Here is a 24505-nt window from a genome sequence, read left to right as displayed (position 1 = left end):
GGAGATCACGATGACGACGCCGAACACGCCGCTGTGGGAAGTCTTCATTCGCAGCCGCAACGGGCTTGCGCACAAGCATGTCGGCTCGCTGCATGCGAGCGACGCCACCATGGCCTTGCAAGCCGCGCGCGACATCTATACCCGTCGCGGCGAAGGTTTGTCGATCTGGGTCGTGCCGTCCACTGCCATTACGGCGAGTGATCCCGCCGAGAAGGGCATGATGTTCGAGCCGTCGGAATCCAAGATCTACCGGCATCCAACGTTTTATGAGGTGCCGGAAGAAGTGGGGCACATGTGATGCCCGTCGCCAACATTCAGGTCTCCGAAACGCCACTGGTGCTCTACACCCTGCGCCGCGCCGATGATGCGCTGATCCTCGGGCATCGGCTGTCCGAATGGTGCGGCCACGCGCCGATGCTGGAAGAGGACATGGCGCTCTCCAACATCGCGCTCGACCTCATCGGCCAGGCTCGCGAACTCTACACCTACGCGGCCGAGGTTGAAGGCAAGGGCAACGACGGGGACAAGTTCGCTTATCTGCGCGACGTGCGCCAGTACCGCAACTTGCTGCTCGTCGAGCAGCCGAACGGCGATTTCGCCCAGACCCTGGTGCGGCAGTTCTTCTATTCCGCCTTCGCCGATCTCTACTGGCGGGCGATGATGACCTCGCGCGACGCGACGCTCGCCGCCATTGCCGCAAAGTCAGAAAAAGAGAGTGCCTATCATCTGCGCCATGCCTCGGAGTGGCTCATCCGCCTCGGCGACGGCACCGAGGAGAGCCACGCGCGCGCGCAAGGAGCGATCGATCATCTCTGGACCTTCACCGGCGAGATGTTTGCCGTCGATGACGGCGAGCGCGCTCTGATCGATGCAGGCATCGCAATCGACCCAGCGACGTTGCGCGATCGCTGGCTGACCACGCTCTCCAATGTCGCCGGCGAGGCGACGCTCACGCTGTCGCAAAACAGCTGGATGCAGCAGGGCGGTCGCATCGGCCGACACAGCGAGCATCTCGGTCATCTCCTCAGCGAGCTGCAATCGATGCAGCGCACTTTCCCGGGGTTGATATGGTGACGGTCCTCGACAGCGATGCCGAGCTCCGCCAGCGCGCCTGGGAGGCGGCGGCGAGCGTGGTCGATCCGGAGATCCCGGTGCTGACCATTGCCGATCTCGGCGTGCTGCGGGATGTTGCCGTTGACGGTGATCGTGTCGAGGTCGCGATTACCCCGACCTATTCCGGCTGCCCGGCGATGAACATGATCGCGCTCGAAATCGAGCTGGCGCTGGAGCGCGCTGGTTTCGTGCGGCCAAAGATACGCACGGTCTTGTCGCCGGCCTGGACCACCGACTGGATGAGCGAGGAGGGCCGCCGGAAGCTGCGTGCCTATGGCATCGCGCCTCCGCAAGCGTCAAGCTCGCGCCGCGCGCTGTTCGGCGAGCAGGCCGTTGCATGCCCGCAATGCGGCTCCGAGAAGACCGAGCTGTTGTCCGAATTCGGCTCGACCTCCTGCAAGGCGCTCTGGCGCTGCAAGTCCTGCCGCGAACCGTTCGACTACTTCAAGTGTCATTGAGAAACGCACAATGCCAACCCCACCGTCATTGCGAGCGTAGCGAAGCAAGCCAGATTGTCTCCTCGGAGGGATATTTTGGATTGCGACAATGTTTCGTTCCTCGCAACGACGGCGGTGTGCCAAATCTAGGGTATTCCGGATGTCCGCAGCCGCTCCGCGTTTCCATCGCCTCGCCGTCAATGACCTCCGCCGTGAGGCCTCCGACGCCGTGTCGATGACCTTCGTCATTCCGTGCGAGCTTGCCAGCGACTATGCTTTCACGCCCGGCCAGTATCTGACGCTCCGCACCACGCTCGACGGCGAGGAGGTGCGCCGCTCCTATTCGATCTGCTCGGGGCCTGACGACGGCGAGATCCGCATCGCCGTGAAGAAGGTCGACGGCGGCGCGTTTTCGAGCTGGGCCGCGGACGAATTGAAGTGCGGCGACAAGCTCGACGTCATGACGCCGACCGGGCGCTTCGGCGCGATCCCGCAAGGCGACACCGCGCGCGTCCATGTCGGCTTTGCCGCCGGTTCGGGCATCACGCCGATCCTGTCGATCGCCAAGGGCGTGCTGGCGCGCGAACCCAAGAGCCGCTTCTTCCTGTTCTACGGTAACCGCGCGACCGACAACATCATGTTCCTGGAGGCGCTCGAGGAGCTCAAGGACCGGTTCATTGATCGCCTCTCGATCTTCCACGTCATCTCCGGCGAGGAGCAGGATATCCCGATCCTGCATGGTCGGCTCGACGGTGAGAAGGTGAGAGTGCTGCTGCGCTCGCTGGTGTCGGCCGCAAGCGTCGATCACGTCTTCGTCTGCGGCCCCCTTGGCATGAGCGAGGAGATCGAGGCGACCTGCCGCGATCTCGGCATTGCGGACGATCGCATCCACGTCGAGCGTTTCGTGTCCGAGTTCGGCGGCAAGCCGCGTCCGAAGAAGGCGGTCGCAGCCGATGCGCCGCCCAAGGCCATCGCGTCGCTGATCATCGACGGCAAGCGTCGTGACGTTCCCGTCGCCGAGGACGAAGCCATCCTCGATGCCGCGCTGCGCGCCGGGGTCGATCTGCCCTTCGCGTGCAAGGGCGGAATGTGCTCGACCTGCCGCGCCAAGCTGGTCGAAGGCGAGGCGCCGATGGACATCAACTATTCGCTGGAGCCGTGGGAACTGAAGGCCGGCTTCGTCCTGACCTGCCAGGCCAAGCCGTCGTCGGAGCGGGTTGTGGTCGACTACGATCACGTCTGATCAGGCGCATTAGAACCCGATGATGCAAATGCATCGCATGATTTGACAGCATTGAGCGATCGGCAGAACATCGCGCGCAAAAGAACACGTGGGAGACGCGAGTGGACGTCAAAACAGCCCTGTCACCGGAAGATGTCGCCCGCGCCTGCGCCGATGCGATGTGGGCGGAGGACGACGCCTCGAAAGGTCTCGGCATGGAGATCGTCGAGATCGGCCCGGGCTTTGCGACGTTGGCGATGACGGTGCGGCCGGACATGGTCAACGGACAGCGCATTGCACATGGCGGCTTCATCTTCACGTTGGCCGATTCCGCATTTGCGTTCGCCTGCAACTCGCACAATGAACGCGTGGTCGCGGCGCAAGGTCAGATCACATTCATCCGGCCGGGCAAGCTCGGTGATCGCCTCATTGCAAAGGCGCGGGAGACCACCCGCAGCGGCTGCTCCGGGATCTATGACGTGCGCGTCACTGCCGGCGATACCGTCATCGCGGAGTTTCGTGGGCATTCGCGTGTCATTCCCGGCACGTGGCTGCCGACGCAAGATCAGTAAATACAAGAACAAACAAATGATGTGGGGAAACGAGGATGGCTCTGAGCAGGCTGAAGGCAGGTGGCAACGCCTATAGTGCCGAGATGGACGCGCATGAGCGCGCCTCGCGCGACGAGATCATGGCGTTGCAGACGCAGCGCCTGGGCTGGTCGCTGAAGCATGCCTACGACAACGTCGCGCATTATCGCAAGGCCTTCGACAAGGCCGGCGTGCATCCGTCCGATTTCAAAGAGCTGTCTGATCTTGCAAAGTTTCCGTTCACGGTGAAGACGGATCTGCGCGACAATTATCCCTTCAACATGTTCGCGGTGCCCCGCGAAAAGCTGGTGCGCGTGCATGCCTCCTCCGGCACGACAGGCAAGCCGATCGTCGTCGGCTATACGCAACGCGACATCGACACCTGGTCGGAGGTGATGGCGCGCTCGATCCGCGCTGCCGGTGGCCGTACCGGCATGATCATCCACAACGCCTATGGCTATGGCCTCTTCACCGGCGGCCTCGGCGTGCACTACGGCGCCGAAAAGCTCGGCTGCACGGTGGTGCCGATCTCGGGAGGCATGACCGAGCGGCAGGTGCAGCTCATCAACGATTTCCGGCCTGACATCATCACGGTGACGCCGAGCTACATCCTGGCAATCCTCGACGAGTTCAAGCGCCAGAAGCTCGATCCGCGCCAATGCTCGCTCAAGGTCGGCATTTTTGGCGCCGAGCCCTGGACCAATGCGATGCGCGGCGAGATCGAGGAGGCTTTCGATATGGATGCGACCGACATCTATGGCCTGTCCGAAGTGATCGGCCCGGGTGTCGCGCAGGAATGCATCGAGACCAAGGACGGCCTGCACATCTGGGAGGATCACTTCTACCCGGAAGTGATCGATCCCGAGACTGGCGCGGTGCTGCCGGACGGCGAGAAGGGCGAGTTGGTCTTCACCTCGCTCACCAAGGAGGCCTTCCCCGTAATCCGCTATCGCACCCGCGATCTCACGCGCCTCCTGCCCGGTACCGCGCGGCCGGGGATGCGGCGGATGGAGAAGGTGACGGGACGGTCCGACGACATGATCATCCTGCGCGGCGTCAACCTGTTCCCGACCCAGATCGAGGAGGTGCTGCTCGCGACCGAGTGGTGCGGCGGCCACTTCATTCTGGAACTGACCCGTGAGGGGCGACTGGATGAACTGACCATCATCGCCGAGGCACGCCCCGAAAGCTGGGACGGTCGCGGGCTCGTCGACCATGCCGAGCGGATATCGACCCACATCAAGAACACCATCGGCATCACCGCCAAGGTGAGGGCGGTCGCGCCGGCCACGCTGGAGCGATCGCTGGGCAAGGCGAAGCGGCTGTATGACAAGCGGCCGAAGGATTGACTTGACCGGTCTCAAAGGCGACAAGGCCCGCGAGAAATCGTGGGTCTTTCGATGTCAGCAGCCGATAGCAAAACCGTCGAAGCGCGCTGCGTGCGCCTCAACGCCAAGGCCGAGAACGCGGCGGCGCTTGCGCCTCGCGTCGAGCATCACGCGCTCGCCCGTGGCGCCAACGACGTCCTGATCGAAGTGAAGGCTGCCGCCGTCAATCCGTCCGACGTGAAGGCGGCGACCGGCTTGATGCCCTATGCCGTGTTCCCGCGCACCCCCGGCCGCGACTATGCCGGCGTGGTGATCGATGGTCCGGCCGGCACGATCGGCCGCGAGGTGTTCGGCTCTTCCGGCGATCTCGGCATTCGCCGCGACGGCAGCCACGCTACCCATCTCGTCGTTGAGCTTGAAGCGGTGGTCGAGAAGCCCAAGACGTTGTCCTGGGAGGAGGCCGCCGGTATCGGCGTGCCCTTCGTCACTGCGATGGAAGGTTTTCGCCGCGCGGGTGTGCCGAAGAGCGGCGAAACCGTGCTGGTGTTCGGCGTCAACGGCAAGGTCGGCCAATCCGCAGTGCAGATCGCGACCTGGCGGGGCGCGCGCGTGATCGGCGTGGTGCGCAAGGCGGAAGCCTATGAAGGACATGCCAATGCGCCCGTCGAGGTGATCGACGCCTCCGCCATCGATGTCGCTGCCCGCGTGCGCGAGGTCACCGGTGGCAAGGGCGCCGATATCGTCTTCAACACGGTCGGCGATCCCTATTTCGAGGCTGCGCATAAGTCGCTTGCCCTGCGCGGCCGGCAGATCCTCATTGCGGCGATCGATCGTATCGTGCAGTTCAATATCCTCGAATTCTATCGCGGCCAGCATACCTATGTCGGCATCGACACGCTCGGCCTGTCGTCGATGGCGACGGGAGCCGTGCTGCGCGATCTCGGTCCCGGTTTTGCCAGCGGGCACCTGAAGCCGTTCCCGATCAAGGAAACCGCAATCTATTCGTTCGAGCAGGCCAAGGAGGCATATGTCGCCGTAGCCGGCTCCTCGCGCGATCGCGTGATCCTGAAGCCGTAGTGCTCGTCATCGCGAGCGCAGCGAAGCAATCCAGAAATGCATCCGCGGAGACCGACTGGATTGCTTCGCTGCACTCGCAATGACGGAATTCATTGAAGCAACCACCCATAATTTGAACATGGAATCTACTGCTCAATTCGTCATCCTCGCCGGCCTCGCCATCGGGCTGATCTACGGTGCCGTCGGCCTGCTCAGCGGCTTCTGCCTGATGAGCAGCATGCGCGGCTGGCTGGCGGAGGGGGATGGGCGACTGGTCCGCACCTACGCTCTGGCGATCGCGGTCGCGATTGCCGCGAGCCAGTTCCTCGCCGGAAGCGGCATGGTTGATCTTGGCAAGTCGATCTATCTGCAACAGACCTTCTCGGCGCCGGTGCTGTTTCTCGGCGGTCTTTTGTTCGGCTATGGCATGGTGCTGTCGAACGGCTGCGGCTCGCGTGCGCTGGTGCTGCTCGGCCGCGGCAATCTTCGCTCCTTCGTCGTCGTGATCGTCCTTGCGATCGCAGCACAGATGACGTTGAAAGGTCTGATTGCGCCGGCGCGCATCGCGCTGGTGCAGGCCTCGCAGGCCACCGTGAGCGCGAATTCGCTGCCGGCGCTGTTGTCTGCTTTCGGGCTTGGCGATGCCTCGCGTACGCTCGGTGCTGGCGCGATCGCGGCTGCGCTGGTGCTGTTCGCCTTTTCCCACGCGGCGTTCCGCCGCTCGCCGGGCCAGATCGCGGCAGGTGCTATCGTCGGTCTCCTGATCGCCGGCGGCTGGTATGTCACGGGCTTCCTCGGCGCTGACGATTTCAATCCGGTGCCGGTCACTTCGCTGACCTTCATCGCGCCGATCGCGGACGCGCTGCAATACGCCATGCTCTCGACCGGCCTGACGCTCAATTTCGGCATTGCGACGGTCGCCGGCGTGTTCGGCGGCGGCCTCGTCACGGCGCTCGCGACCGGGCGCTTTCAGCTCGAAGGCTATTCGTCGCCCCGCCACATGCTGCGCTCGGCAAGTGGCGCGGCGCTGATGGGTATCGGCGGCGTGATGGCCTTCGGCTGCTCGATCGGGCAGGGGCTCACCGGCCTGTCGACCCTCGCGCTGGCCTCGTTCGTTGCCGTTGCGGGCATTCTGCTCGGCACGGCCGCGGGTCTGCGCGGCGCCTTGCGTGTGCGGCCGCTGAAGACGGCGGAGGCTGCATCGAGCCAAGCCTGACGCTGCATCCTCTCCCCTTGCCGGAGAGGGTCCGCTCGCGAAGCGAGCGGGGGTGAGGGGCTCTCCGCGCGCCACTCTGCTTATTGCGTTCGTGGATGCACCCCTCATCCGGCGCTTCGCGCCACCTTCTCCCGCAAGGGAGAAGGGACAACAGCGTCTACTCCGCGGCCTTCGTCACGATCCGGATCTCCGACGTCAGCGTCCTGTGCACCGGGCACTTGTCGGCGATCTCCATCAGCCTCTTGCGCTGCGTGGCGTCGAGCGCACCATCCATCGCGATCACGCGGTCGATCTGGTCGAGCAGGCCGTCGCGCGTCTCGCATTCCTCGCAGTCCTTTGCGTGGATCTTGGAATGCTTCAGCGTCACGGTGACGCGATCGAGCGGCAGCGATTTGCGGTCGGCATAAAGCCGCATGGTCATGGACGTGCAGGCGCCAAGGCCTGCGAGCAGGAAATCATAGGGGCCGGGGCCGGCGTCCTCGCCGCCGGCTGCGACCGGCTCGTCGGCCACCAGCCGGTGCGGCCCGACGGAGATAATCTGGTTGAACTTGCTCTTGCGGGTCTCCTGCACGACGACCTGGCGCGGCGCTTCGGGTAGATCGGCCACTTTCGCAAGTCCTGCCGGTTCGACATAGCGGCTCGCCCAGGCTGCGATCACGTCGGCAGCGTAAACGGCGTCGCTCGCCTTGCTGAGCAGATGATCGGCGTGATCGAGCGAGACGAAGCTCTTCGGATGTTTCGCCGAGACGAAGATCCTGGTCGCATTGTCGATGCCGACGGTGTCGTCGACCGGCGAATGCATCACCAGCAGCGCCTTGTGCAGAGTGGTGATGTCCTTCATCAGCTGGTGCTCGACGATGTCGTTGAGGAATTCGCGCTTGATGCGGAAGGGGCGGCCCGCCAGCGACACCTCCACCTCGCCCTGCGTGCGGATGTCGTCCAGGTGCTGGCCGAACAGCCCGGTGACGTGCGCGGGGTCCGATGGCGCCGCAATCGTCACCACCGCTTTGGCCTCCGAAATCTTTTCGGCTGCTGCCAGGATCGCAGCGCCACCCAGGCTGTGGCCGATCAGGATCGCCGGCGCCTTGCGCGTTGCGCGCAGATGATCGGCAGCGTGGACGAGATCGGCGACGTTGGAGGAGAAGGTCGAATTGGCGAAGTCGCCTTCGCTGGAGCCGAGCCCCGTGAAATCGAAGCGCAGCACGGCGATGCCTTTGGCGGCGAGCGCGACCGCGATGCGGCGCGCGGCCAAGACGTCCTTGCCGCAGGTGAAGCAGTGCGCAAACAGCGCGTAGGCGGCGGGCTCGCCCTCCGGCAGTTCCAGCGCGGCCGCCAGCAGATGGCCGCCTTCGCCCGTGAATTGAAAGCGTTCCATCGGCATGGGCTTTTCCCCGTTAGGTGTGAGCGTCAATCCCCGGAGTAGCGCTCTTCAGTCCAGGGATCACCGCGGTTATGATAGCCGCGGACCTCCCAATAGCCGGGCGCATCCTCGGTCAGAAATTCGATCGCCTGGAGCCATTTGGCGCTCTTCCAGAAATAGAGATGCGGCACGACGAGCCGCACCGGACCGCCGTGCTCCTTGGACAGCGGCTGGCCCGACCAGCTATGGGCGAGCAGGGCGTCCTCAGCGGCGAAATCCTCAAGCGCGAGATTGGTGGTGTAGCCGTCATAGGAATGCAGCACCACGAAGCGCGCATCATCGCGCGGCTGGCAGGCCGCCAGCAGCTCGCGTGTCGCAAGCCCTTCCCACTGGTTGTTGTAGCGCGACCAGGTCGTCACGCAATGGATGTCGGAGGTGAACTGCGCCTGCTTCTGCGCGGTGAATTCCGCAAACGTCCAGAACACCGGGTCTTCGACCGCACCATAGACGTCGAGCCGCCAGCGTTCCCGCGAAATCTCCGGCGTGAGGCCCAGATCGAGCACGGGCCAATCGTTTGTGAGATGCTGCCCGGGCGGCAGGCGCTGGTCTTCCGGGCGCGTGATCCTGCCGGTGAGGAAGCGGCCCTCGCGCGCCCATTTCTCCTTGGTCCGCGTCAGCTTGCTTTCGGGCGGCGGCTCGTTCTCGTCAGCCATGATCTACTCGTGACGATGTCCACTCGTGGCGTTTACTCGTGACGATGCATCGCGGAGGCATGCTTGGTGTCGCGCATCGTAGCATAGATGATCAGCGAGAGGCAGATGATGCCGCTGAGATAGTAATAGAACCAGTCCTCGTGCCCGATACTCTTAAAATAGAGCGCGATCGCGGGCGCCGTGCCGCCGAACAGGGAGACCGTGATCGCATAGGGCAGTCCCACACCGAGCGCGCGAACGTTGGTGGGAAACAGCTCAGCCTTCACCACCGCATTGATCGAGGTGTAGCCGGCGACGAACAGCCACGCGCAGCAGATCAGCACGAACGCCATGAAGGGCGATTTCGTCTCCTTCAGCGTCATCAGCAGCGGAACGGTTGCAAGCGTGCCGGCGATCCCGAAGAAGATCAGCAGTGGCTTGCGCCCGATCTTGTCGGAGATCGCGCCATAGATCGGTTGCAGGATGGTCGCGAAGATGAGCGTGCCGAAGATCACGAAGGTGGTCTGGTCCTCGGTCAGCCCGACCGAGAGTTTGACGAAGGTCTGCATGTAGGTGGTGAAGGTGTAGAATGCCGCGGTACCGCCGGCCGTGAGGCCCACCACCAGCAACAGCTCACGCGGATATTTCAACAGGTTCGCGATCGAGCCGGTCGGCTTCACCACCTTCTTGGCTTCCTCGAACGCCTCGGTCTCGTGCAGCCCGCGCCGCATCACCGCGGCGAAGATCGCGAGCCCCGCACCGATCGCAAACGGAATGCGCCAGCCCCAGGCCTTCAGCTCATCGGGCGTGAGGAACACCTTTTGCAAGAGCAGTAGCACGATGATCGCGGTCAACTGTCCGCCGATCAGGGTGACGTACTGAAAGCTCGAATAGAAGCCGCGATGCCTGGGATCGGCGACCTCGCTCAAGTAAGTGGCGCTGGCGCCATATTCGCCGCCGAGACTCAAGCCCTCGATCACGCGCGCGACGGCGAGGATGGCCGGGGCGGCAAGACCGATCGAGGCATAGGTCGGCGTCACCGCGATGATCAGCGAGCCGAAGCACATGAAGATAACGGAGAGCGTCAGCGAGATCCGGCGCCCGAAATGATCGGCGAGATAGCCGAAGAACCAGCCGCCCAGGGGGCGCATCAGGAAGGTCGCCGCGAACACGACGGCGACGTTCAATTGCTGGACGACAGGATCGTTGCCGGGGAAGAAGGCGGGGGCGAAATACAGCGCGAACGCCGTATAGGCATAGAAATCATACCATTCGACGAGATTGCCGATCGAGCCGATGAAGATCGCCTTGATGCGGCGTTGCGCGTCGGCAATGTCGAAGTGCTCGGAGGCCGGCTTGATCGCTTGGTCTGTCATCACCGGCCTCCCGTAACGTTTTCTGCCTGGAGGCTACATGGCCTTTCCAAGCAGAAATGGCAACTGGCGGGGGCCGCGCACGGTCCCCTGCGACCAGGTCACGGTGCCCGCCGGGTCGAGCCGGAAGTCGGGGATTCGCTTCAACCATTCCTCAATTGCGACCTGCATTTCCATCCGCGCCAGGTTGGAACCGACGCAGCGGTGGATGCCGAGCCCGAAGGCGGCATGGCGGTTCTCCCGCCGATCGAGCACGACCTTGTCGGCATCGGGAAACATTTTGGGGTCGCGGTTGGCCGCGGGGAAGGAGAGCAGGACCATGTTGCCCGGCTTGACCGGGCAGCCGGAGATGGTTGTCTCCTTCATCACTTCGCGCGCCATCGTCACCGGCGAATAGGCGCGCAGAAGTTCCTCGACCGCGATCGGTATCAGCTCGGGCTCGGCGATCAGGCGCTCGCAGTCCGCGGGCGTCTTTGCGAGGTGCCAGAGCGAGGAGCCGATCGCGCTCCAGGTGGTGTCGATGCCGGCGATCAGAAGCAGCCGCAGCGAGCCGTAGATGTGGGAGTCCTCGAGCGGCTGCCCGGTCTTGTCACGGGCATTGAGGAGATAGGAGATCAGGTCGTCGCCAGGCGTCTTCTTGCGCGCTTCGACATGGCCGGCGAAATAATCGGTCATCTCCTCGGCCGCCTGCTTCAGCATCATCTCGCTCTTGATGCTCAGCTCGAGGATCATGTGGATCCATTTGATGAAGAGGTCGCCGTCGCTCTCGGGGATGCCGAGCATGTGGGCGATCGCGCGCACCGGGATGTGCTTGGTGTAGCGAGCGGCGGCGTCGACCTTGCCGTCGGAAATGAATTCGTCGATCAGCTCGTTGCAGATGGCGCGGACGCGCGGCTCGAGTTTCCTCATCGCATCCGGCGTGAACGGTGGCAGCAGCAATTGCTTGGCCGGCTTGTGGTCGGGAGGATCCGAGGTGATCGGCGGCGCTGCGTTCTTGGCGACTTCGGGCCGTTCATCGCGAACGATGATGCGGCGCGAGGAGAAGCTTTCGGTGTCGTTGGCGATCTGCCGCACCGCCTCATAGGTCGTCGGCAGATAGCAGCCGAGAAATCGCTCTGTGTGCACGACGGGACTTGCAGCACGCATCTGGTCCCAGATCGGGAAAGGATCTTCCGTCCAGCGCGGGTCGGTGTGATCGAAATCGTGAAGCCAATCGGTGACGGGCGGATGGGCGGCGGGTTGGCTGACGTCGGACATCTCAGGATCCTCGGGGCTTGTGTTCACGGAAGAACGCAGGAACGCGCGGCGCGCTATTCCTCGGTCACTTCGATCGCGATTTCCGGACAGTTGGATTTGGCAAGCCAGGCCTTGTCTTCCAGGCCGGCTGGCACAGTGCCGTCGCCGACCTCATGCGCATTGCCGTATTCGTCGAGCTCGAACAGTTCCGGCGCGAGCGCCTTGCAGCGCGCATGGCCCTGACACTTGTCGGGATCGACGTGAACCCTTAGTCGTTCTGCCATTTAAGCTCCCTGGGTCATGCGTATCCGGGCTCCTCGAAGGGGCCGGGCGCGTTCCTCAATTGATTGTTCTCCGCAGCGGTCTCTGCGAATTAAGTTATAGTATATTACATTGCCGGCAGGCTTCCCCTGTCAAGCGCAAACTTATAGGTTTCCGCTCAACATGCCGACACAACTCGCCCGCAAGCCGCAAAACACCTATCACCATGGCGATCTTCGCGACGCCCTGATCAAGATCGCCCTGCGCGAGGCGGAGCAGGGCGGGGCGGAGGCGATCAGCATCAAGGCGCTGGCGAAGGAACTCGGCGTCTCCCAGCCTGCACCCTATCGTCATTTCGCCGACCGCGAGGCGCTGCTCGCCGCGGTGACGGCCGAAGCCTTCCGGCAATTCACGGCTGTGCTGCGCGAGGCCATGGCAAAGCCGTCGAAGCAGTCGAAACTCTCGCGGCTGGCGCAAGCTACGCTGGATTTCGGCCTGCGCCGCAACGGCATCTACCGGCTGATGTTCGCTTCGCGCACGGTTTCATGCGCCGCCAAGGGCAGCGAGTTGCACGCCGCGACCAACGAAACGTTCGCACTGGTGCTTGACGCATTGGAGGCGCCCGCCGTCGGTTATTTGCGCGAGCGGCATGCGCTGAAGATCTGGGCAGCATTGCACGGCGTGGTGATGCTGGCCGAGCAGGGGCTGTTCACCGGCGAGGCCGCGCACACGACGCGCGAGGAGTTGGTCGAGGATTTCGTGACCGAGACCAAGCTCGCGCTCGATGTCGCGATCAAGGAAGCCCGCCGTCGCGGGAAAGCGGACTAAACCTTCGCGGCAAGCAGCTTCTTCAGTTTCAGCACGGCGCTGTCAGGCGTCGTTACGACCGGCTTGCCGGTAGCGTCAGTGACCAGCGTCGCGGCGGCTGCGATACTGAACTGCGCGAGCGCGATCACGTCGCAGTCGCGCAGGTCTTTTGAGGCTTCCGCAATCAGGCGATCGTGCGTCGCGCGGTCGCCGCGGTCGAGCGCGGCGAGCGCGCCCTCGGCGAGCTTCGGCACGATCTCGACGGAGGCCGGAAATTCCGGCGGCATCGATTGCAGCGTCGGCGGGAAGGTCGAGAGCAGGCCGATGCGCCGGCCCATCGTCACCGCCTGCTCGATCATCGCTTCATTCGGTTTCAGGACCGGCATCGCCGCATGCGCGCGCGCGACCGCCTCGATGCAGGGTCCGAAGGCCGAGCAGGTGAACAGGATCGCGTCAGTTCCGGTCGCGACGGCATAATCCCCTAGCACGAGGAAGCGGTCGGTCATGGCGTCGGTCAGCGCACCGTCGCGCGCCAGATCCGCCGACAGGCTGTCGTCGAGTAGGTTCATCAGCCGCGCTTCCGGCCACAGGCGCGCGAACGCCGCTTCGATCGGGGCGATGGAATGTTTGAGCGCGTGGATCAGTGTGATGCGCATGGTGCCTCTTCTCCCTCGCCCCGCTTGCGAGGAGAGGGTCGGGGTGAGGGGAGTCTCCGCGGGGACGGTGAGAGTGGGATTCGCGGAAGCTCCCCCTCACCCGGATCGCATCTTCGATGCGATCCGACCTCTCCCCGCAAGCGGGACGAGCTGAAGAACGCGCAACTGGTTACTTGAACGGAATGGCGTACATCAAGCCGCCCTTGCTCCAGAGGCCGTTGAGGCCGCGCTCGAGCTTCAGCGGGCTGCCTTGGCCGACATTGCGCTCGTAGATCTCGCCGTAATTGCCGGTCGCCTTGATCGCCGTGACCAGCCACTTGTTATCGAGCCCAAGCCGGGAGCCGAGATCGCCGGAGGCACCTAACAGCCGCTGCACTGCGGGGGTCTGCGACTTCGCCATCTCCTCGACATTGGTCTGCGTCACGCCGAGCTCTTCCGCCTCGATCAACCCGTAATGCAGCCAGGTGATGATGTCGCTCCAGACTTCGTCGCCATTGCGGGTGAAGGGGCCGAGCGGTTCCTTGCTGATGGTCTGCGGCAGCACGACGTAATCGGCCGGGTTCGGTGCGGCCGTGGTCACTGCGCCGGCGAGTGCCGAGGCGTCCTGGGTCATGGCATCGCAGCGGCCGCCGAAGAAGGTCTGGTACATGGTGTCGACGCGGTCGAACACCAGCGGCTTCCAGTCGATGCCGTTGGCGCGGCCGTAGTCGCCGAGCGTCACCTCATGCGTGGTGCCCTGCGCAACGCAGACGGTGGCGCCCTTGAGATCCTTCAGCTCCTTTACACCGAGGTCCTTCTTCACGACAAAGCCCTGGCCGTCGTAGAAATTGATCGGTCCCTGCCGCAAGCCCAGCGTGGTGCCGCGCAAATAGGTCTGCGTCGAGTTGCGGTAGAGCACGTCGATCTCGCCCGATTGCAACGCGGTGAAGCGGTTCTGCGCGGTCAGCGCGACATAGCGCACCTTGTTGGGATCGCCCAGCACGCCGGCGGCAAGCGCGCGGCAATAGTCGACGTCGAGGCCCTTGTAGTTGCCTTGCGAGTCAGGCGCGGAGAAGCCGGCAAAGCCCGCGCTGACGCCGCACACCAGCGTGCCGCGGCTCTTCACCGTGTCCAGCGTCGCAGCCGTCGCCGCGCTGCTCGAAGCCGCGAGCAGGCCTGCCGCGATAATCACGTTCCTCATCATGCTACTCTCCCCTCAGTGATTGACACTACGCAACACGTTGTCGACGGCGGTGCCGAGCTTGTCGACGATCTGGTCGATCTCGTTCGCCGAGGCGATGTAGGGCGGCGCCAGCAGTACATGGTCGCCCCGGACGCCATCGACGGTCCCGCCGCCGGGATAGCAGCCGAGCCCCTCTGCGAAGGCGGCCGCCTTGATCTTCTGGTGCAGCTTGAGCGCCGGATCGAACGAGGTGCGCGTTGCGCGATCGGCGACGAGCTCGATCGCCCAGAACAGGCCGCGGCCCCTGATATCGCCGATGTGGCGGTGATTGCCGAAACGCTCGGTCAATCGTTGTTCAAGCTGACGCCCGCGCTCCTTGATGCGATCGAGGAGGGCATCTTCGCGGATCACGTCCTGCACCGCAAGTGCTGCCGCGCAGGCGAGGGGATGGGCGAGGTAAGTGTGGCCGTGCTGGAAGGCGCCGCTCCCGGCGCGGATGGTGTCGACGATCTTGCCGCTTGCGAGCATCGCGCCGATCGGCTGATAGCCGCCGCCAAGACCCTTGGCGATTGCCTGGATGTCGGGCGCGATTCCTTCCTGCTGCCAGGCGTGCATCGTGCCGGTGCGGCCCATGCCGCACATGACTTCGTCGAGGATGAGCAGCGCGCCATGGCGGTCGCAGATCTCGCGCACCGCCTTGAAATAGCCGTCGGGCGCGGTGACGGCGCCGGCGGTGGCGCCGACGACCGGCTCGGCGAGAAACGCTGCGACGGTGTCGGGACCGAGCCGCCGGAACTCGGCTTCGAGCTCGGCGGCCAGCCGCGCCACGAACGTCGCATCCGACTCGTCGTCATGCTTCTCGTGATAGGCAAAGGCCGGTGTCACGTGGCTGAAGGCGCCGGAGAGCAGCGGTGCATAGGGCTCGCGACGCCAGGCGTTGCCGCCGGCTGCGAGTGCGCCGAGCGTGTTGCCGTGATAGCTTTGCCGGCGTGCGATGAAGTGCCGGCGCTGCGGCTCGCCGCGCTCGATAAAATATTGCCGCGCGAGCTTGATGCTGGCTTCGATCGCCTCAGATCCGCCGCTGACGAAATAGGCGTAGGCAAGGCCGCCGGGCTCGTGGCCGACCAGCGTTTCGGCCAGCCGCTCCGCCGCCTCGGAGGAGAAGAACGCGGTGTGCGCATAGGCCAGTGTCGAGGCCTGCTTCGCCAGGGCCGCGATCACGCGCGGATGCTGATGGCCGAGACAGGAGACGGCGGCGCCGCCCGAGGCGTCGAGCACGCGCCGCCCGTCTTCGGCGAAGAGGTAAACACCTTCGCCGCCGATCGCCTTCGGCGGCGTCTCGCGCAAGGAACGGTGCAACACACGGGTCGTGCGGGTGCTCATGGCTCAACCTTTCTCTGAGACGTAGATGGAGGTCGCGGTCAATCGTGCCTCGGTGTCCTGAAGGCGTTTTTTCGCAACCGCGCCGCCGAGCGAAAACGTCACCGCGGCGAGTGACTGCGCGATCGCGATCGCGCCGGTGAGGCTCGGGAAGAATCCGGGCGAGGACGCAGCTTCGAACAGCAACACATGATCCGCGCCTTCGGCCATCGGCGCCGCAACGCTGTCCGCGATCGAGATCAGCGTCGCATCGGCGCGATAGGCGGCTTGCGCCACCCGGACGCTTGCGCCCGTATAGGGCGCAAAGCCGATCACCACGACGGCGTCGCTGGCGCGGAAGGCGCCGAGGTCGAGATCGTCAGGGCCGGAGCCGCCGACGATCTGCACCTCGCCCGCGCGGAACAGCCGCAACTCATAGTTCAGGAGCTCCGCGACACTGCGGCAGCTTCGGAAGCCGGCGATCCAGATCCGCTTGGCGTCATGCAATGCTGTTGCCGCGTCGGCCACGGAAGAAGCCGAGATCCGCGGCAGACCGGCAGCCTCCGCTTCAAGCTTGTCGGTGATCAGGGCAACGTCGGAATTCGGACCGTGGCGGCGCCCTTTGGCGCGACCGGAGAAGGGCGATGTCTGCGACGGCCGTCGCGCCTCGGTCAGCGCCGCGCGCAGCGCGTCCCAGCCGGAATAGCCGATCGCCTTGGCGAGCCGCGTGAACGCGGCCGGGTCGGCGCCGGCTTCGGCCGCGAGGTCGCGCATCGAGCGGGTGGTGGCGTCGTAGTCGTTGGCCGCGACAAAACGCCCGACCTCCTGCAACCGCATCGGGAGCGATGGCAATGCGCTGCAGAGTTCGCTCAACGGCGAGGATTTCGCGGGCTCGGCCATGAAACATTTGTTGCATATATCCTTGTTTAGTGCAACAGTTGATGCGCGCTGCCGAAGCGCATGGCCGGAAATCGCTGCTTTCAAAGCGTTTTGAGGATTTTTGTGCTGTGACGACTGATAGCCCCAGACCGCCCCCGCGCCGGACATTCTCGATCGCGCTGGGAGGCCCGCAGCTCAAGGGGCTGCTGTGGCAGATCCTCGTCGTCGGTGTCGCCCTCGCCATCCTCGCCTTCCTCTGGTCGAACACCGTTCACAATCTTTCGGCGCGCCGCATCTCGACCGGCTTTGCGTTTCTGGGCCGCGAGGCCGGCATGCCGATCGCCGACAGCCTGCTCGCCTACAGTCCGAAGGACACGTATTTCTGGGCGTTCGTCGTCGGTGTTGCCAACACCTTGCGCGTCGCCGTCATCGGCATCGTGCTCGCGACGATCCTGGGAACCTTGATCGGCATCTCGCGGCTGTCGGCCAATTGGCTGCTGTCGCGGCTCGCTGCCGTCTATGTCGAGGTGCTACGCGACATTCCGCTGCTGCTGCAGCTCCTGTTCTGGTACGTGCTGATGCAGGCACTGCCGGCCGCGCGCGCCGCATGGCGGCCGATCGACGGCATCTTCCTGTCCAACCGCGGACTGATCCTGCCGTCGATCCCGATCGGCGAGGGGCAGCTTTGGGTGCTTGGCGCCGCCCTTGTCGGCGCAGTCGTGTTCTACCTGATAAGGCGAGCCCAGATCGCGCAGCAGATGCGCGACGGCAAGCCGCGGCCCGCCTGGCCGTTTGCGCTCGGCCTCATCGTCGTGCTGCCGGCGCTGGTGTCATGGCAGCTCGGCGTGCGCTGGACCATCGCCTGGCCCGAGCTGCGCGGCTTCAACTTCGTCGGCGGCTTGACGCTGGCTCCCGAATATTTTGCCCTGCTGATCGCGCTCGTCACCTACACTTCGGCCTTCATCGCCGAGATCGTGCGCAGCGGCATCCAGTCGGTGCCGCGGGGGCAGTGGGACGCCGCCAACGCGCTCGGCCTGCGCCGCAGCTTCATGTTGCGGCAGATCATTCTGCCGCAGGCGCTGCGCGTCATCGTGCCGCCGATGACGAGCCAGTATCTGAACCTCACCAAGAACTCCTCGCTCGCGGTCGCGATCGGCTACCAGGACGTGGTCTCGATCGCCAACACCACGCTGAACCAGACCGGGCAGGCGATCGAGGCGATCGCGCTGATCATGGCGGTGTTCCTGACCATCAGCCTCTCGATCAGCTTCTTCATGAACTGGTATAACGCGCGGATTGCGCTGGTGGAGCGCTGACGATGACGGTGATCACCGACATTCCGCAATCGCCGCGCGCCATGCGCCGCCCACAATCCGGCAACCGCGTCCTGCGCTGGGTGCGCGCCAACCTGTTCTCATCGATACCGAATGGGATCATCACGCTGGTGCTATTTGCGGTGCTTGCCAAGGGCGTGTTCAGCTTCGTGCAATGGGGCATCGCCAACGCGGTCTGGCTGACGCCCGCAAACGACTCCAGCGCCTGCCGCGCGGCGCGCGGGTTGGGTGCCTGCTGGGCCGTCATCCCGGAAAAGTACCGCTTCATCCTGTTCGGCACCTATCCGTTCGACGAGCAGTGGCGACCGGCGCTCGCGGTCCTGCTGTTCATCGCGCTGTTCTACGTTTCCACCCGCCGTACATGGTGGCGGCGCGAGCTCGTCTATGTCTGGATCGCAGCGCTTGCGCTGATCAGCATTCTGATGTGGGGCGGCGTGCTCGGGCTGTCCTTCGTCTCGCAGGACCGCTGGGGCGGATTGCCGGTGACGCTGATCCTGGCGACCTTTGGGCTGGCCTTCGGCTTCCCGCTCGGCATCCTCGTGGCGCTCGGCCGGCGCTCGAAACTGCCGGCGATCCGCTCGCTCTGCGTGCTCTATGTCGAACTGATCCGCGGCGTGCCGCTGGTGAGCCTGCTCTTCATGGCAAGCGTGATGTTTCCGCTGTTCATGCCCGCCGGATTCAACATCGACAAGCTGCTCCGTGCGCAGATCGCGATCATCCTGTTCGCCGGCGCTTATCTTGCCGAAGTCGTCCGCGGTGGCCTGCAGGCCGTGCCGCGCGGGCAATATGAGGCTGCCGATGGGCTGGGACTGTCCTACTGGCGCAAGCAGCGGCTGATCATCCTGCCGCAGGCCATCCGTCACGTCATTCCGCCGCTGGTCAACACCTTCATCGCCTTCTTCAAGGACACGAGTCTCGTCCTGATCATCGGCATCTTCGATCTGCTGACGACAGCCAAGACTGCGATCATCGATCCCAACTGGCAGCAGTTTTCCGTTGAAGTCTACATCTTCATCGCCGTGATCTACTTCGCCTTCTGCTTCGCGATGTCGCGATACAGCCGGAGTTTGGAGGTGGGGGCGCCGAGGTGAGCTTCTCTCGTGTCCCGGACAAGGAGCAGCACGTCAGCGCTGCGCCGCGTTCAAGGCACGAAAGAGGTTACCTCTTCATCTTCGGATCGATTGGCGTCGTGCCGCGCAGACCCAAAATATCCTCCAGCACCTTTGCGCCGGCGATCACCTGCGCATCGCTGCGCGGCGCGCCGACGATCTGCACGCCGACCGGCAATCCCGACTCTGTGAAGCCGCAGGGCAGCGACAGCGCCGGGCAGCAGGCGAGCGTGATGGCGTAGACGATGCCGAGCCATTCGATGTAGTTGTCGAACCTCTTGCCAGCGCATTCGGCGACGTAACGGTTCTCGACCGGGAAGGGCGGCACGATGGTCGTGGGCACGAGCAGGAGATCATATGTCTTGAAGAATTCAACCGCACGCGCGGTCATCGCCACGCGTTGCGCGAGCGCGCGCTCGTGCGTTTCGACGGTAAGCTTCAGCCCTTCCTCGATGTTCCAGATCACCTCGGGCTTGAGCAGGTCCCGCTTCGTGCGCAGCAGGTTCGCCTTGGTGATCGCAAAGTCGAAGGCGCGCAGCACGTGGAAGCACTCATGCGCCTCGCGCCAGTCCGGATGCGCCTCTTCCACGATGGCGCCGGCTTCCGCAAGGCGCTCCGCCGCCTTCCGTGTGATCGCCTTGACCTCGGGGTCGACGGGCGTGACGCCGAGATCGGGCGAATGGGCGATGCGCCTCGGTTTACTGCCCGAGCGCGCGGCGGAGAGGAAAGAGGTCGCCGGCGCGGGCAGCGACAGCGGATCGTCGGCATAATCACCGCTCATGGCGTCGAGCAGCAGCGCAAGGTCCTCGACATTGCGCGCCATCGGGCCCTGTTGTGTCAGGTTGCGATCGATCCCGAACTTCGGTGTATGTGCGACGCGGCCGATGCTCGGGCGCATGCCGACGACACCGCAGAAGCTCGCAGGGCTACGCAAGCTGCCGCCCATGTCGGTGCCGTGCGCGAGCCAGGCCGTGCCCGTCGCAAGGGCGGCCGCGGCGCCGCCGGAGGAGCCGGCTGCCGATTTCGACGTGTCCCAGGGATTGAGCGTCGCGCCGAAGACCTCGTTGAACGTGTTGGCGCCGGCGCCGAACTCCGGCGTGTTCGACTTGGCGTAGACGACCGCGCCGTTGCCTTCGAGATGCTCGACCAGAAGGTCGGAGCGTGACGGGATGTTGTCCCTGAAGATCGGAGACCCCTGCGTGTTCAGCACGCCGGCGACGTCAGTCAGATCCTTGATCGGCACCGGCAGGCCTGCAAGCAGCCCGCGCTCGGCGATCGGCTTCTGCATCAGCGCCTTGGCGCTTGTCCGCGCGCGATCGAAGCACAGGGTCGGAAGCGCGTTGACCTGGCCGTCGACCTCCGCGATGCGCTTTTCCAGGACATCGAGCAGATCAAGCGGCGTGACCTCGCCGGCGCGCAGCTTGTCGACCACGGCGCACGCGGTTGCTCGGATCAGGTCTTGAGCGGGCAATCAGGATTCTCCTATTGCTACAACGTGCACTGTCATTGCGAGGAGCGGAGCGACGAAGCAATCCAGACCTTTTACCGCTGATGCATTTTTGGATTGCTTCGCGGAGCCTGTCGTCATCGGGCCGCGCTTCGCGCAGACCGGTGGCTCGCAATGACGACGTGCGGGGGCGCCGCCGAGCTCAATTAACCCCAACCCGCGCTGATCCCGCCATCAACTGTATAGATGACCCCTGACGTATAGCCGGAGCGGTCCGAGGCCAGAAACGCCATCAGGTCACCGATCTCGCGCGCATGTGCGGGCCGGCCGAGCGGCAGGCTTTTTTGGAATTCCTTGTAGCGGGTCTCATCGCCGAACTGCTGCTTTGCGCGGGTCTTGAGCAGCGTCACGTGACGGTCGGTGCCGACCGGGCCTGGATTGATTCCGACTACGCGGATGTTGTCGGCGAGGCTCTTGCTCCCGAGCGCACGTGTGAAGGCCATCAGCGCCGCATTGCCGGCGCTGCCGCAGATGTAGTTGGCGTCGAATTTCTCGCCGGCAGCACCGATGTCGTTGACGATCACGCCGCCGCCGCGTGCCTTCATCTGGGCGTAGATCATGCGCGTGAGGTTGATGTAGCCGAACACTTTCAATTCCCAGGCGTGACGCCAGCTGGCTTCGTCGATCTTGTCGATGGAGCCGCCGGGTATATCGCCGGCATTGTTGACGAGGATGTCGATCTCGGCGGCTTCCTTGGCGAGCCGCGTCACGTCTTCAGCCTTGCGCAAGTCCACGACGCTCGTCGCCGCGTCGAGCTGATGCGCCGAGCGCAAGCGGTCAGCCAGCGTCTCGAGCCGGTCGCCGCTGCGGGCGGCGAGCAGGAGATGGCAGCCTTCCTCGGCGAATGCTTCGGCTGCGGCCGCGCCGATGCCCTTGGACGCGCCGGTAATCAGAACGCGCTTGCCACGCAGATGCAGGTCCATGGGGATTCTCGCTGACGTCGGGAACGCGATGAAATCAGTAGGCGCTCGTCCGCGCCACGGTCAACATTGCAGTGCAGCGTTGCACTGCCGGCGAGTTTGGTCCATTGCAGGCTTGTCAACCAGGGCTCATGGTCGGCCCGGTCAGATCAAGTCAGGACAATTTCCAAGGAAGACTTCCAGGACAAAATCGATGAGCAAGAAGCAATACCGGATTGCAGTGATCCCCGGCGACGGCATCGGCAAGGAAGTGATGCCGGAGGGGCTGCGCGTGCTGGAGGCGGCCGCGAAGAAGCACGGTGTCTCCGTGCAGTTCGACCATTTCGACTTCTCGTCCTACGACTATTACGAGAAGCACGGGCAGATGATGCCTGACGACTGGAAGGAGAAGATCGGCGAGCATGACGCGATCTACTTCGGCGCGGTCGGCTGGCCGGCCAAGATTCCGGATCACGTCTCGCTGTGGGGTTCGCTGATCAAGTTCCGCCGTGAGTTCGACCAGTACGTGAACCTGCGCCCGGTGCGCCTGATGCCGGGCGTGCCGTCGCCGCTTGCGAACCGCAAGCCCGGAGATATCGATTTCTGGGTGGTGCGCGAGAACACGGAAGGCGAATATTCGTCCGTCGGCGGCCGCATGTTCCCGGACACCGACCGCGAATTCGTCACGCAGCAGACGGTGATGACCCGCATCGGCGTCGACCGCATCCTGAAATTTGCCTTCGAGCTCGCGCAGTCGCGGCCGAAGAAGCACCTGACCTCGGCGACGAAGTCCAATGGCATCTCGATCACCATGCCCTATTGGGACGAGCGCGTGGAGGCGATGGCCAAGAAGTTTCCGGGCGTGAAGTGGGACAAGTACCACATCGACATCCTGACCGCGAACTTCGTGCTGCATCCTGACTGGTTCGACGTCGTGGTCGGCTCCAACCTGTTCGGCGATATCCTCTCCGATCTCGGCCCGGCCTGCACCGGTACCATCGGTATCGCGCCATCCGGCAACATCAACCCCGAGCGCGACTTCCCCTCAGTATTCGAGCCCGTGCACGGCTCGGCGCCCGATATCGCGGGGCAGGGCATCGCCAACCCGATCGGCATGATCTGGTCGGGTGCAATGATGCTCGAGCATCTCGGCGAGAAGGAAGCCGGCAAGTCGATCGTCGACGCCATCGAGCGCACGCTTGCCGAACGCACGCTGCGCACGAAAGACCTAGGCGGCAACGCCGACACCACCGCGTGCGGCAAGGCGGTCGCAGAGATGGTGGACTAGGCTTGAGCTCCGCCCTCTCCCTTGGTGGGTCCGCTTGCGGGAGAGGGTGGCATAGGCGGCCTCGGGCCGCCGCTTTCCGGCGAATTGACCATCGAACTATAAGTGCTAGGCGCGAACCTGCCTGGGAAGATACCCAAATGCCGCCTTGGCCGTCGCAAAAGCGCGCGGATGGCGCCGCAGTTCCCGCACGGCGCGGTCGCGCAGCACGTCGAGCTGGCCGCGCCAGGACAATGCGATGCGGACATCAATCAACGGCAGCGGCCCTGCGCGGAACCGCCGCTTGTAGTCGTAATTGCCGATGCTGAGGTCGAAGTGCCTCACGCCTTCCGCATGCAGGGCCGCCATCGTCCGTTCTATGCAGAGCTGGCCGGGCGAGCAGTTCGACCATTGCCCGCGGGCGTTGGTGTTTCGTAGCAGCGAATAGCGTGCGCCATGCCTCAATCCCAGGGTGGTGGCCACGACTTCGTCGCCGCAGATCAGCGCCGAAACGACGGCGTAGCCGTCTCCGAGCCCGCGCCGGACGACGTCACGGTAGAACTTCGCGTTGCGGGGCTGATCCAGGACGAACCTCTCTCCCAGCTCGTTCATGCGTTTGTTCTGCTGGCGATCCATCATGTCGAGAATGCGCAACGCCTCGTCGACGTCGGCGGCCCTCTCAAACCTCGCTCCGGGATGGCGGGTGAATACGCGCCAGCGGCGCGGCAATTGGATCTTGGCGATCGAGGTGCGATAGTCCTCGAAATCGTCGCCGAACTCGACGACGTTGCCGTTCACCGAACAGGGGATCGCCCGCTCATCCGCCGTCAGCGGGTTGGGGCGCCCATGAATTATCTCGAGCGGCATCCTCTCGAGGCGGATCAGATCGGGACGCTCAGGCAGCAGGTGCAGCGCTGTCAGGAACGCGGAGGCGATGGCGCGCAGGTTCGCGGAATCGCGCGGCGCGTCTGACGCCAGAATCGGCGCATTGTAGTCGCTGAAGCCGTGATCGGCGAACTCGACGACGCGCATGCCGCTGCGCTTGCCGCACACCAGCGGAAAGAGCGCGACGTCGCGCCGCGCGGCGGCATCCACGATGAAGGCGATCAGGGGAGCGGCGTCGAAGGTGCGATACCATGCATCGAGCCAGTGCTTGTGCTGAAAGACCGTGGCGTCGCCGCCGTCACCCCACCGCGAGGAGGCTTTAGCCCAATCGTGGACGAATTCCACGCGGAACGCCGTGGACCGGTCCATGCTATTCACGCACCGCACTTGGCGTTACCCTCAGATGTCGACGGCCCCGAGCGCATCGCTGTGCCGGAGCCACGTGGCCACCGGACGGGGCGGTCGGAGAACAGTTCCGGCGGAGCCAGCGTCGAAGGTAGCGTCTGTTCGGTCGGTTAAACATTTTGGCTCAGCAATATGGGCGGCCAGAGTAGTCCAACTGCCGCGCAGCGAATTGTCGCAGCCCGCCAATGCGCGGGACCCTCCGCTATCAAAGATCGGACGTGCCATCTCGTTCCCTTGTCACAAGACTGCAACCCGCACTTGCAGCCGTAGGAAACTCAAGGGAATCGTTGCTGGCGAGGCGTGGCGCAACAAGTGCCCGCAAAGCACGCGGAGGGTGGGATTAGCCGAAGGCGTA

24 protein-coding genes are annotated in these 24505 nt (G+C 64.4%); 12 read left to right on the top strand and 12 right to left on the bottom strand.

Annotation, left to right across the window (positions count from 1 at the left end; translation table 11 throughout):
• Positions 1–10: 10 nt before the first annotated feature.
• The 8 genes from paaB to ACV1FX_RS24940 all read left to right on the top strand — a co-directional run bounded on the left by paaB (position 11) and on the right by ACV1FX_RS24940 (position 6962).
• Entirely contained in the window at positions 11–298 is a 288-nt protein-coding gene (gene paaB / locus ACV1FX_RS24975; RefSeq protein WP_473120228.1) for a 1,2-phenylacetyl-CoA epoxidase subunit PaaB, read from the top strand.
• Entirely contained in the window at positions 298–1074 is a 777-nt protein-coding gene (paaC, locus tag ACV1FX_RS24970) for a 1,2-phenylacetyl-CoA epoxidase subunit PaaC (RefSeq protein ID WP_473120227.1), read from the top strand. Before paaB ends, paaC begins: the two co-directional genes overlap by 1 nt.
• Positions 1068–1571, top strand: a complete 504-nt coding sequence (gene paaD / locus ACV1FX_RS24965) for a 1,2-phenylacetyl-CoA epoxidase subunit PaaD (protein ID WP_473120226.1) — start codon at positions 1068–1070, stop codon at positions 1569–1571. Before paaC ends, paaD begins: the two co-directional genes overlap by 7 nt.
• A gap of 139 nt (positions 1572–1710) precedes the next feature.
• Positions 1711–2793 (top strand): 1,2-phenylacetyl-CoA epoxidase subunit PaaE, encoded by a 1083-nt coding sequence (gene paaE / locus ACV1FX_RS24960; protein ID WP_473120225.1) that lies wholly within the window; start codon positions 1711–1713, stop codon positions 2791–2793.
• A 101-nt stretch (positions 2794–2894) separates the two neighbouring features.
• Positions 2895–3344, top strand: a complete 450-nt coding sequence (gene paaI, locus ACV1FX_RS24955) for a hydroxyphenylacetyl-CoA thioesterase PaaI (RefSeq protein ID WP_473120224.1) — start codon at positions 2895–2897, stop codon at positions 3342–3344.
• Between the two features lie 35 nt (positions 3345–3379).
• A complete protein-coding gene (paaK, locus tag ACV1FX_RS24950) occupies positions 3380–4711 on the top strand; it encodes a phenylacetate--CoA ligase PaaK (protein ID WP_473120223.1) in 1332 nt (443 codons plus the stop codon).
• A 51-nt stretch (positions 4712–4762) separates the two neighbouring features.
• Positions 4763–5767, top strand: coding sequence for a quinone oxidoreductase family protein (locus ACV1FX_RS24945; RefSeq protein ID WP_473120222.1), 1005 nt, complete (start codon positions 4763–4765; stop codon positions 5765–5767).
• A gap of 118 nt (positions 5768–5885) precedes the next feature.
• Positions 5886–6962 (top strand): YeeE/YedE family protein, encoded by a 1077-nt coding sequence (locus ACV1FX_RS24940; protein ID WP_473120221.1) that lies wholly within the window; start codon positions 5886–5888, stop codon positions 6960–6962.
• Positions 6963–7119: 157 nt separating this feature from the next.
• Here ACV1FX_RS24940 and ACV1FX_RS24935 read toward each other — a convergent pair whose 3' ends face one another.
• Genes ACV1FX_RS24935 through ACV1FX_RS24915 form a run of 5 tightly spaced genes read right to left on the bottom strand, consistent with a single transcriptional unit; the run spans position 7120 to position 11907 of the window.
• Positions 7120–8343, bottom strand: coding sequence for a bifunctional alpha/beta hydrolase/OsmC family protein (locus ACV1FX_RS24935; protein ID WP_473120220.1), 1224 nt, complete (start codon positions 8341–8343; stop codon positions 7120–7122).
• Positions 8344–8369: 26 nt separating this feature from the next.
• Positions 8370–9035, bottom strand: coding sequence for a sulfite oxidase-like oxidoreductase (locus ACV1FX_RS24930; RefSeq protein ID WP_473120219.1), 666 nt, complete (start codon positions 9033–9035; stop codon positions 8370–8372).
• A 32-nt stretch (positions 9036–9067) separates the two neighbouring features.
• Positions 9068–10390 (bottom strand): MFS transporter, encoded by a 1323-nt coding sequence (locus ACV1FX_RS24925; RefSeq protein WP_473120218.1) that lies wholly within the window; start codon positions 10388–10390, stop codon positions 9068–9070.
• Between the two features lie 33 nt (positions 10391–10423).
• The gene (locus ACV1FX_RS24920) at positions 10424–11644 is read right to left on the bottom strand and encodes a cytochrome P450 (RefSeq protein WP_473120217.1); all 1221 of its coding nucleotides are present in this window, start codon (positions 11642–11644) and stop codon (positions 10424–10426) included.
• Between the two features lie 53 nt (positions 11645–11697).
• Positions 11698–11907, bottom strand: a complete 210-nt coding sequence (locus tag ACV1FX_RS24915) for a ferredoxin (protein ID WP_212402241.1) — start codon at positions 11905–11907, stop codon at positions 11698–11700.
• 160 nt (positions 11908–12067) lie between these two features.
• On the opposite strand from ACV1FX_RS24915, the gene ACV1FX_RS24910 reads away from it, so the two are divergent.
• A complete protein-coding gene (locus tag ACV1FX_RS24910; RefSeq protein ID WP_473120216.1) occupies positions 12068–12712 on the top strand; it encodes a TetR/AcrR family transcriptional regulator in 645 nt (214 codons plus the stop codon).
• Here ACV1FX_RS24910 and ACV1FX_RS24905 read toward each other — a convergent pair.
• The 4 genes from ACV1FX_RS24905 to ACV1FX_RS24890 all read right to left on the bottom strand — a co-directional run bounded on the left by ACV1FX_RS24905 (position 12709) and on the right by ACV1FX_RS24890 (position 16768).
• Positions 12709–13347, bottom strand: a complete 639-nt coding sequence (locus tag ACV1FX_RS24905; protein WP_473120215.1) for an arylsulfatase — start codon at positions 13345–13347, stop codon at positions 12709–12711. The two genes, ACV1FX_RS24910 and ACV1FX_RS24905, sit on opposite strands and share 4 nt — an antisense overlap.
• Positions 13348–13516: 169 nt before the next feature.
• Positions 13517–14530, bottom strand: coding sequence for an amino acid ABC transporter substrate-binding protein (locus tag ACV1FX_RS24900; RefSeq protein ID WP_473120214.1), 1014 nt, complete (start codon positions 14528–14530; stop codon positions 13517–13519).
• Between the two features lie 12 nt (positions 14531–14542).
• Entirely contained in the window at positions 14543–15892 is a 1350-nt protein-coding gene (locus tag ACV1FX_RS24895) for an aspartate aminotransferase family protein (protein ID WP_473120213.1), read from the bottom strand.
• 3 nt (positions 15893–15895) lie between these two features.
• Positions 15896–16768, bottom strand: coding sequence for a MurR/RpiR family transcriptional regulator (locus ACV1FX_RS24890; RefSeq protein ID WP_473120212.1), 873 nt, complete (start codon positions 16766–16768; stop codon positions 15896–15898).
• 107 nt (positions 16769–16875) lie between these two features.
• Here ACV1FX_RS24890 and ACV1FX_RS24885 point away from each other — a divergent pair, with 107 nt between their 5' ends.
• Both ACV1FX_RS24885 and ACV1FX_RS24880 read left to right on the top strand, forming a co-directional pair.
• Positions 16876–18063 carry an amino acid ABC transporter permease gene (locus tag ACV1FX_RS24885; RefSeq protein ID WP_473120211.1) on the top strand — a complete coding sequence of 396 codons (1188 nt, stop codon included), beginning with the start codon at positions 16876–16878 and terminating at the stop codon, positions 18061–18063.
• 2 nt (positions 18064–18065) lie between these two features.
• A complete protein-coding gene (locus ACV1FX_RS24880) occupies positions 18066–19172 on the top strand; it encodes an amino acid ABC transporter permease (RefSeq protein ID WP_473120210.1) in 1107 nt (368 codons plus the stop codon).
• Positions 19173–19239: 67 nt separating this feature from the next.
• Here ACV1FX_RS24880 and ACV1FX_RS24875 read toward each other — a convergent pair whose 3' ends face one another.
• Together ACV1FX_RS24875 and ACV1FX_RS24870 are read right to left on the bottom strand one after the other, a co-directional pair.
• Positions 19240–20661: an amidase gene (locus ACV1FX_RS24875; protein ID WP_473120209.1), complete on the bottom strand. Its 1422-nt coding sequence runs from the start codon at positions 20659–20661 to the stop codon at positions 19240–19242.
• A gap of 182 nt (positions 20662–20843) precedes the next feature.
• Positions 20844–21620, bottom strand: a complete 777-nt coding sequence (locus ACV1FX_RS24870; protein WP_473120208.1) for an SDR family oxidoreductase — start codon at positions 21618–21620, stop codon at positions 20844–20846.
• A gap of 190 nt (positions 21621–21810) precedes the next feature.
• On the opposite strand from ACV1FX_RS24870, the gene ACV1FX_RS24865 reads away from it, so the two are divergent.
• Complete coding sequence (locus ACV1FX_RS24865) at positions 21811–22884, top strand: tartrate dehydrogenase (protein WP_473120207.1); 1074 nt, start codon at positions 21811–21813, stop codon at positions 22882–22884.
• A 105-nt stretch (positions 22885–22989) separates the two neighbouring features.
• On the opposite strand, the gene ACV1FX_RS24860 is transcribed toward ACV1FX_RS24865, so the two are convergent.
• Positions 22990–24114, bottom strand: coding sequence for a GNAT family N-acetyltransferase (locus tag ACV1FX_RS24860; protein ID WP_473120206.1), 1125 nt, complete (start codon positions 24112–24114; stop codon positions 22990–22992).
• Between the last annotated feature and the right edge of the window lie 391 nt (positions 24115–24505).

The sequence above is a fragment of the Bradyrhizobium ingae genome, assembly GCF_055791185.1.
The sequence above is the reverse complement of the archived record's forward strand: the minus strand, read 5'-3'. Positions and strand labels throughout refer to the sequence as shown.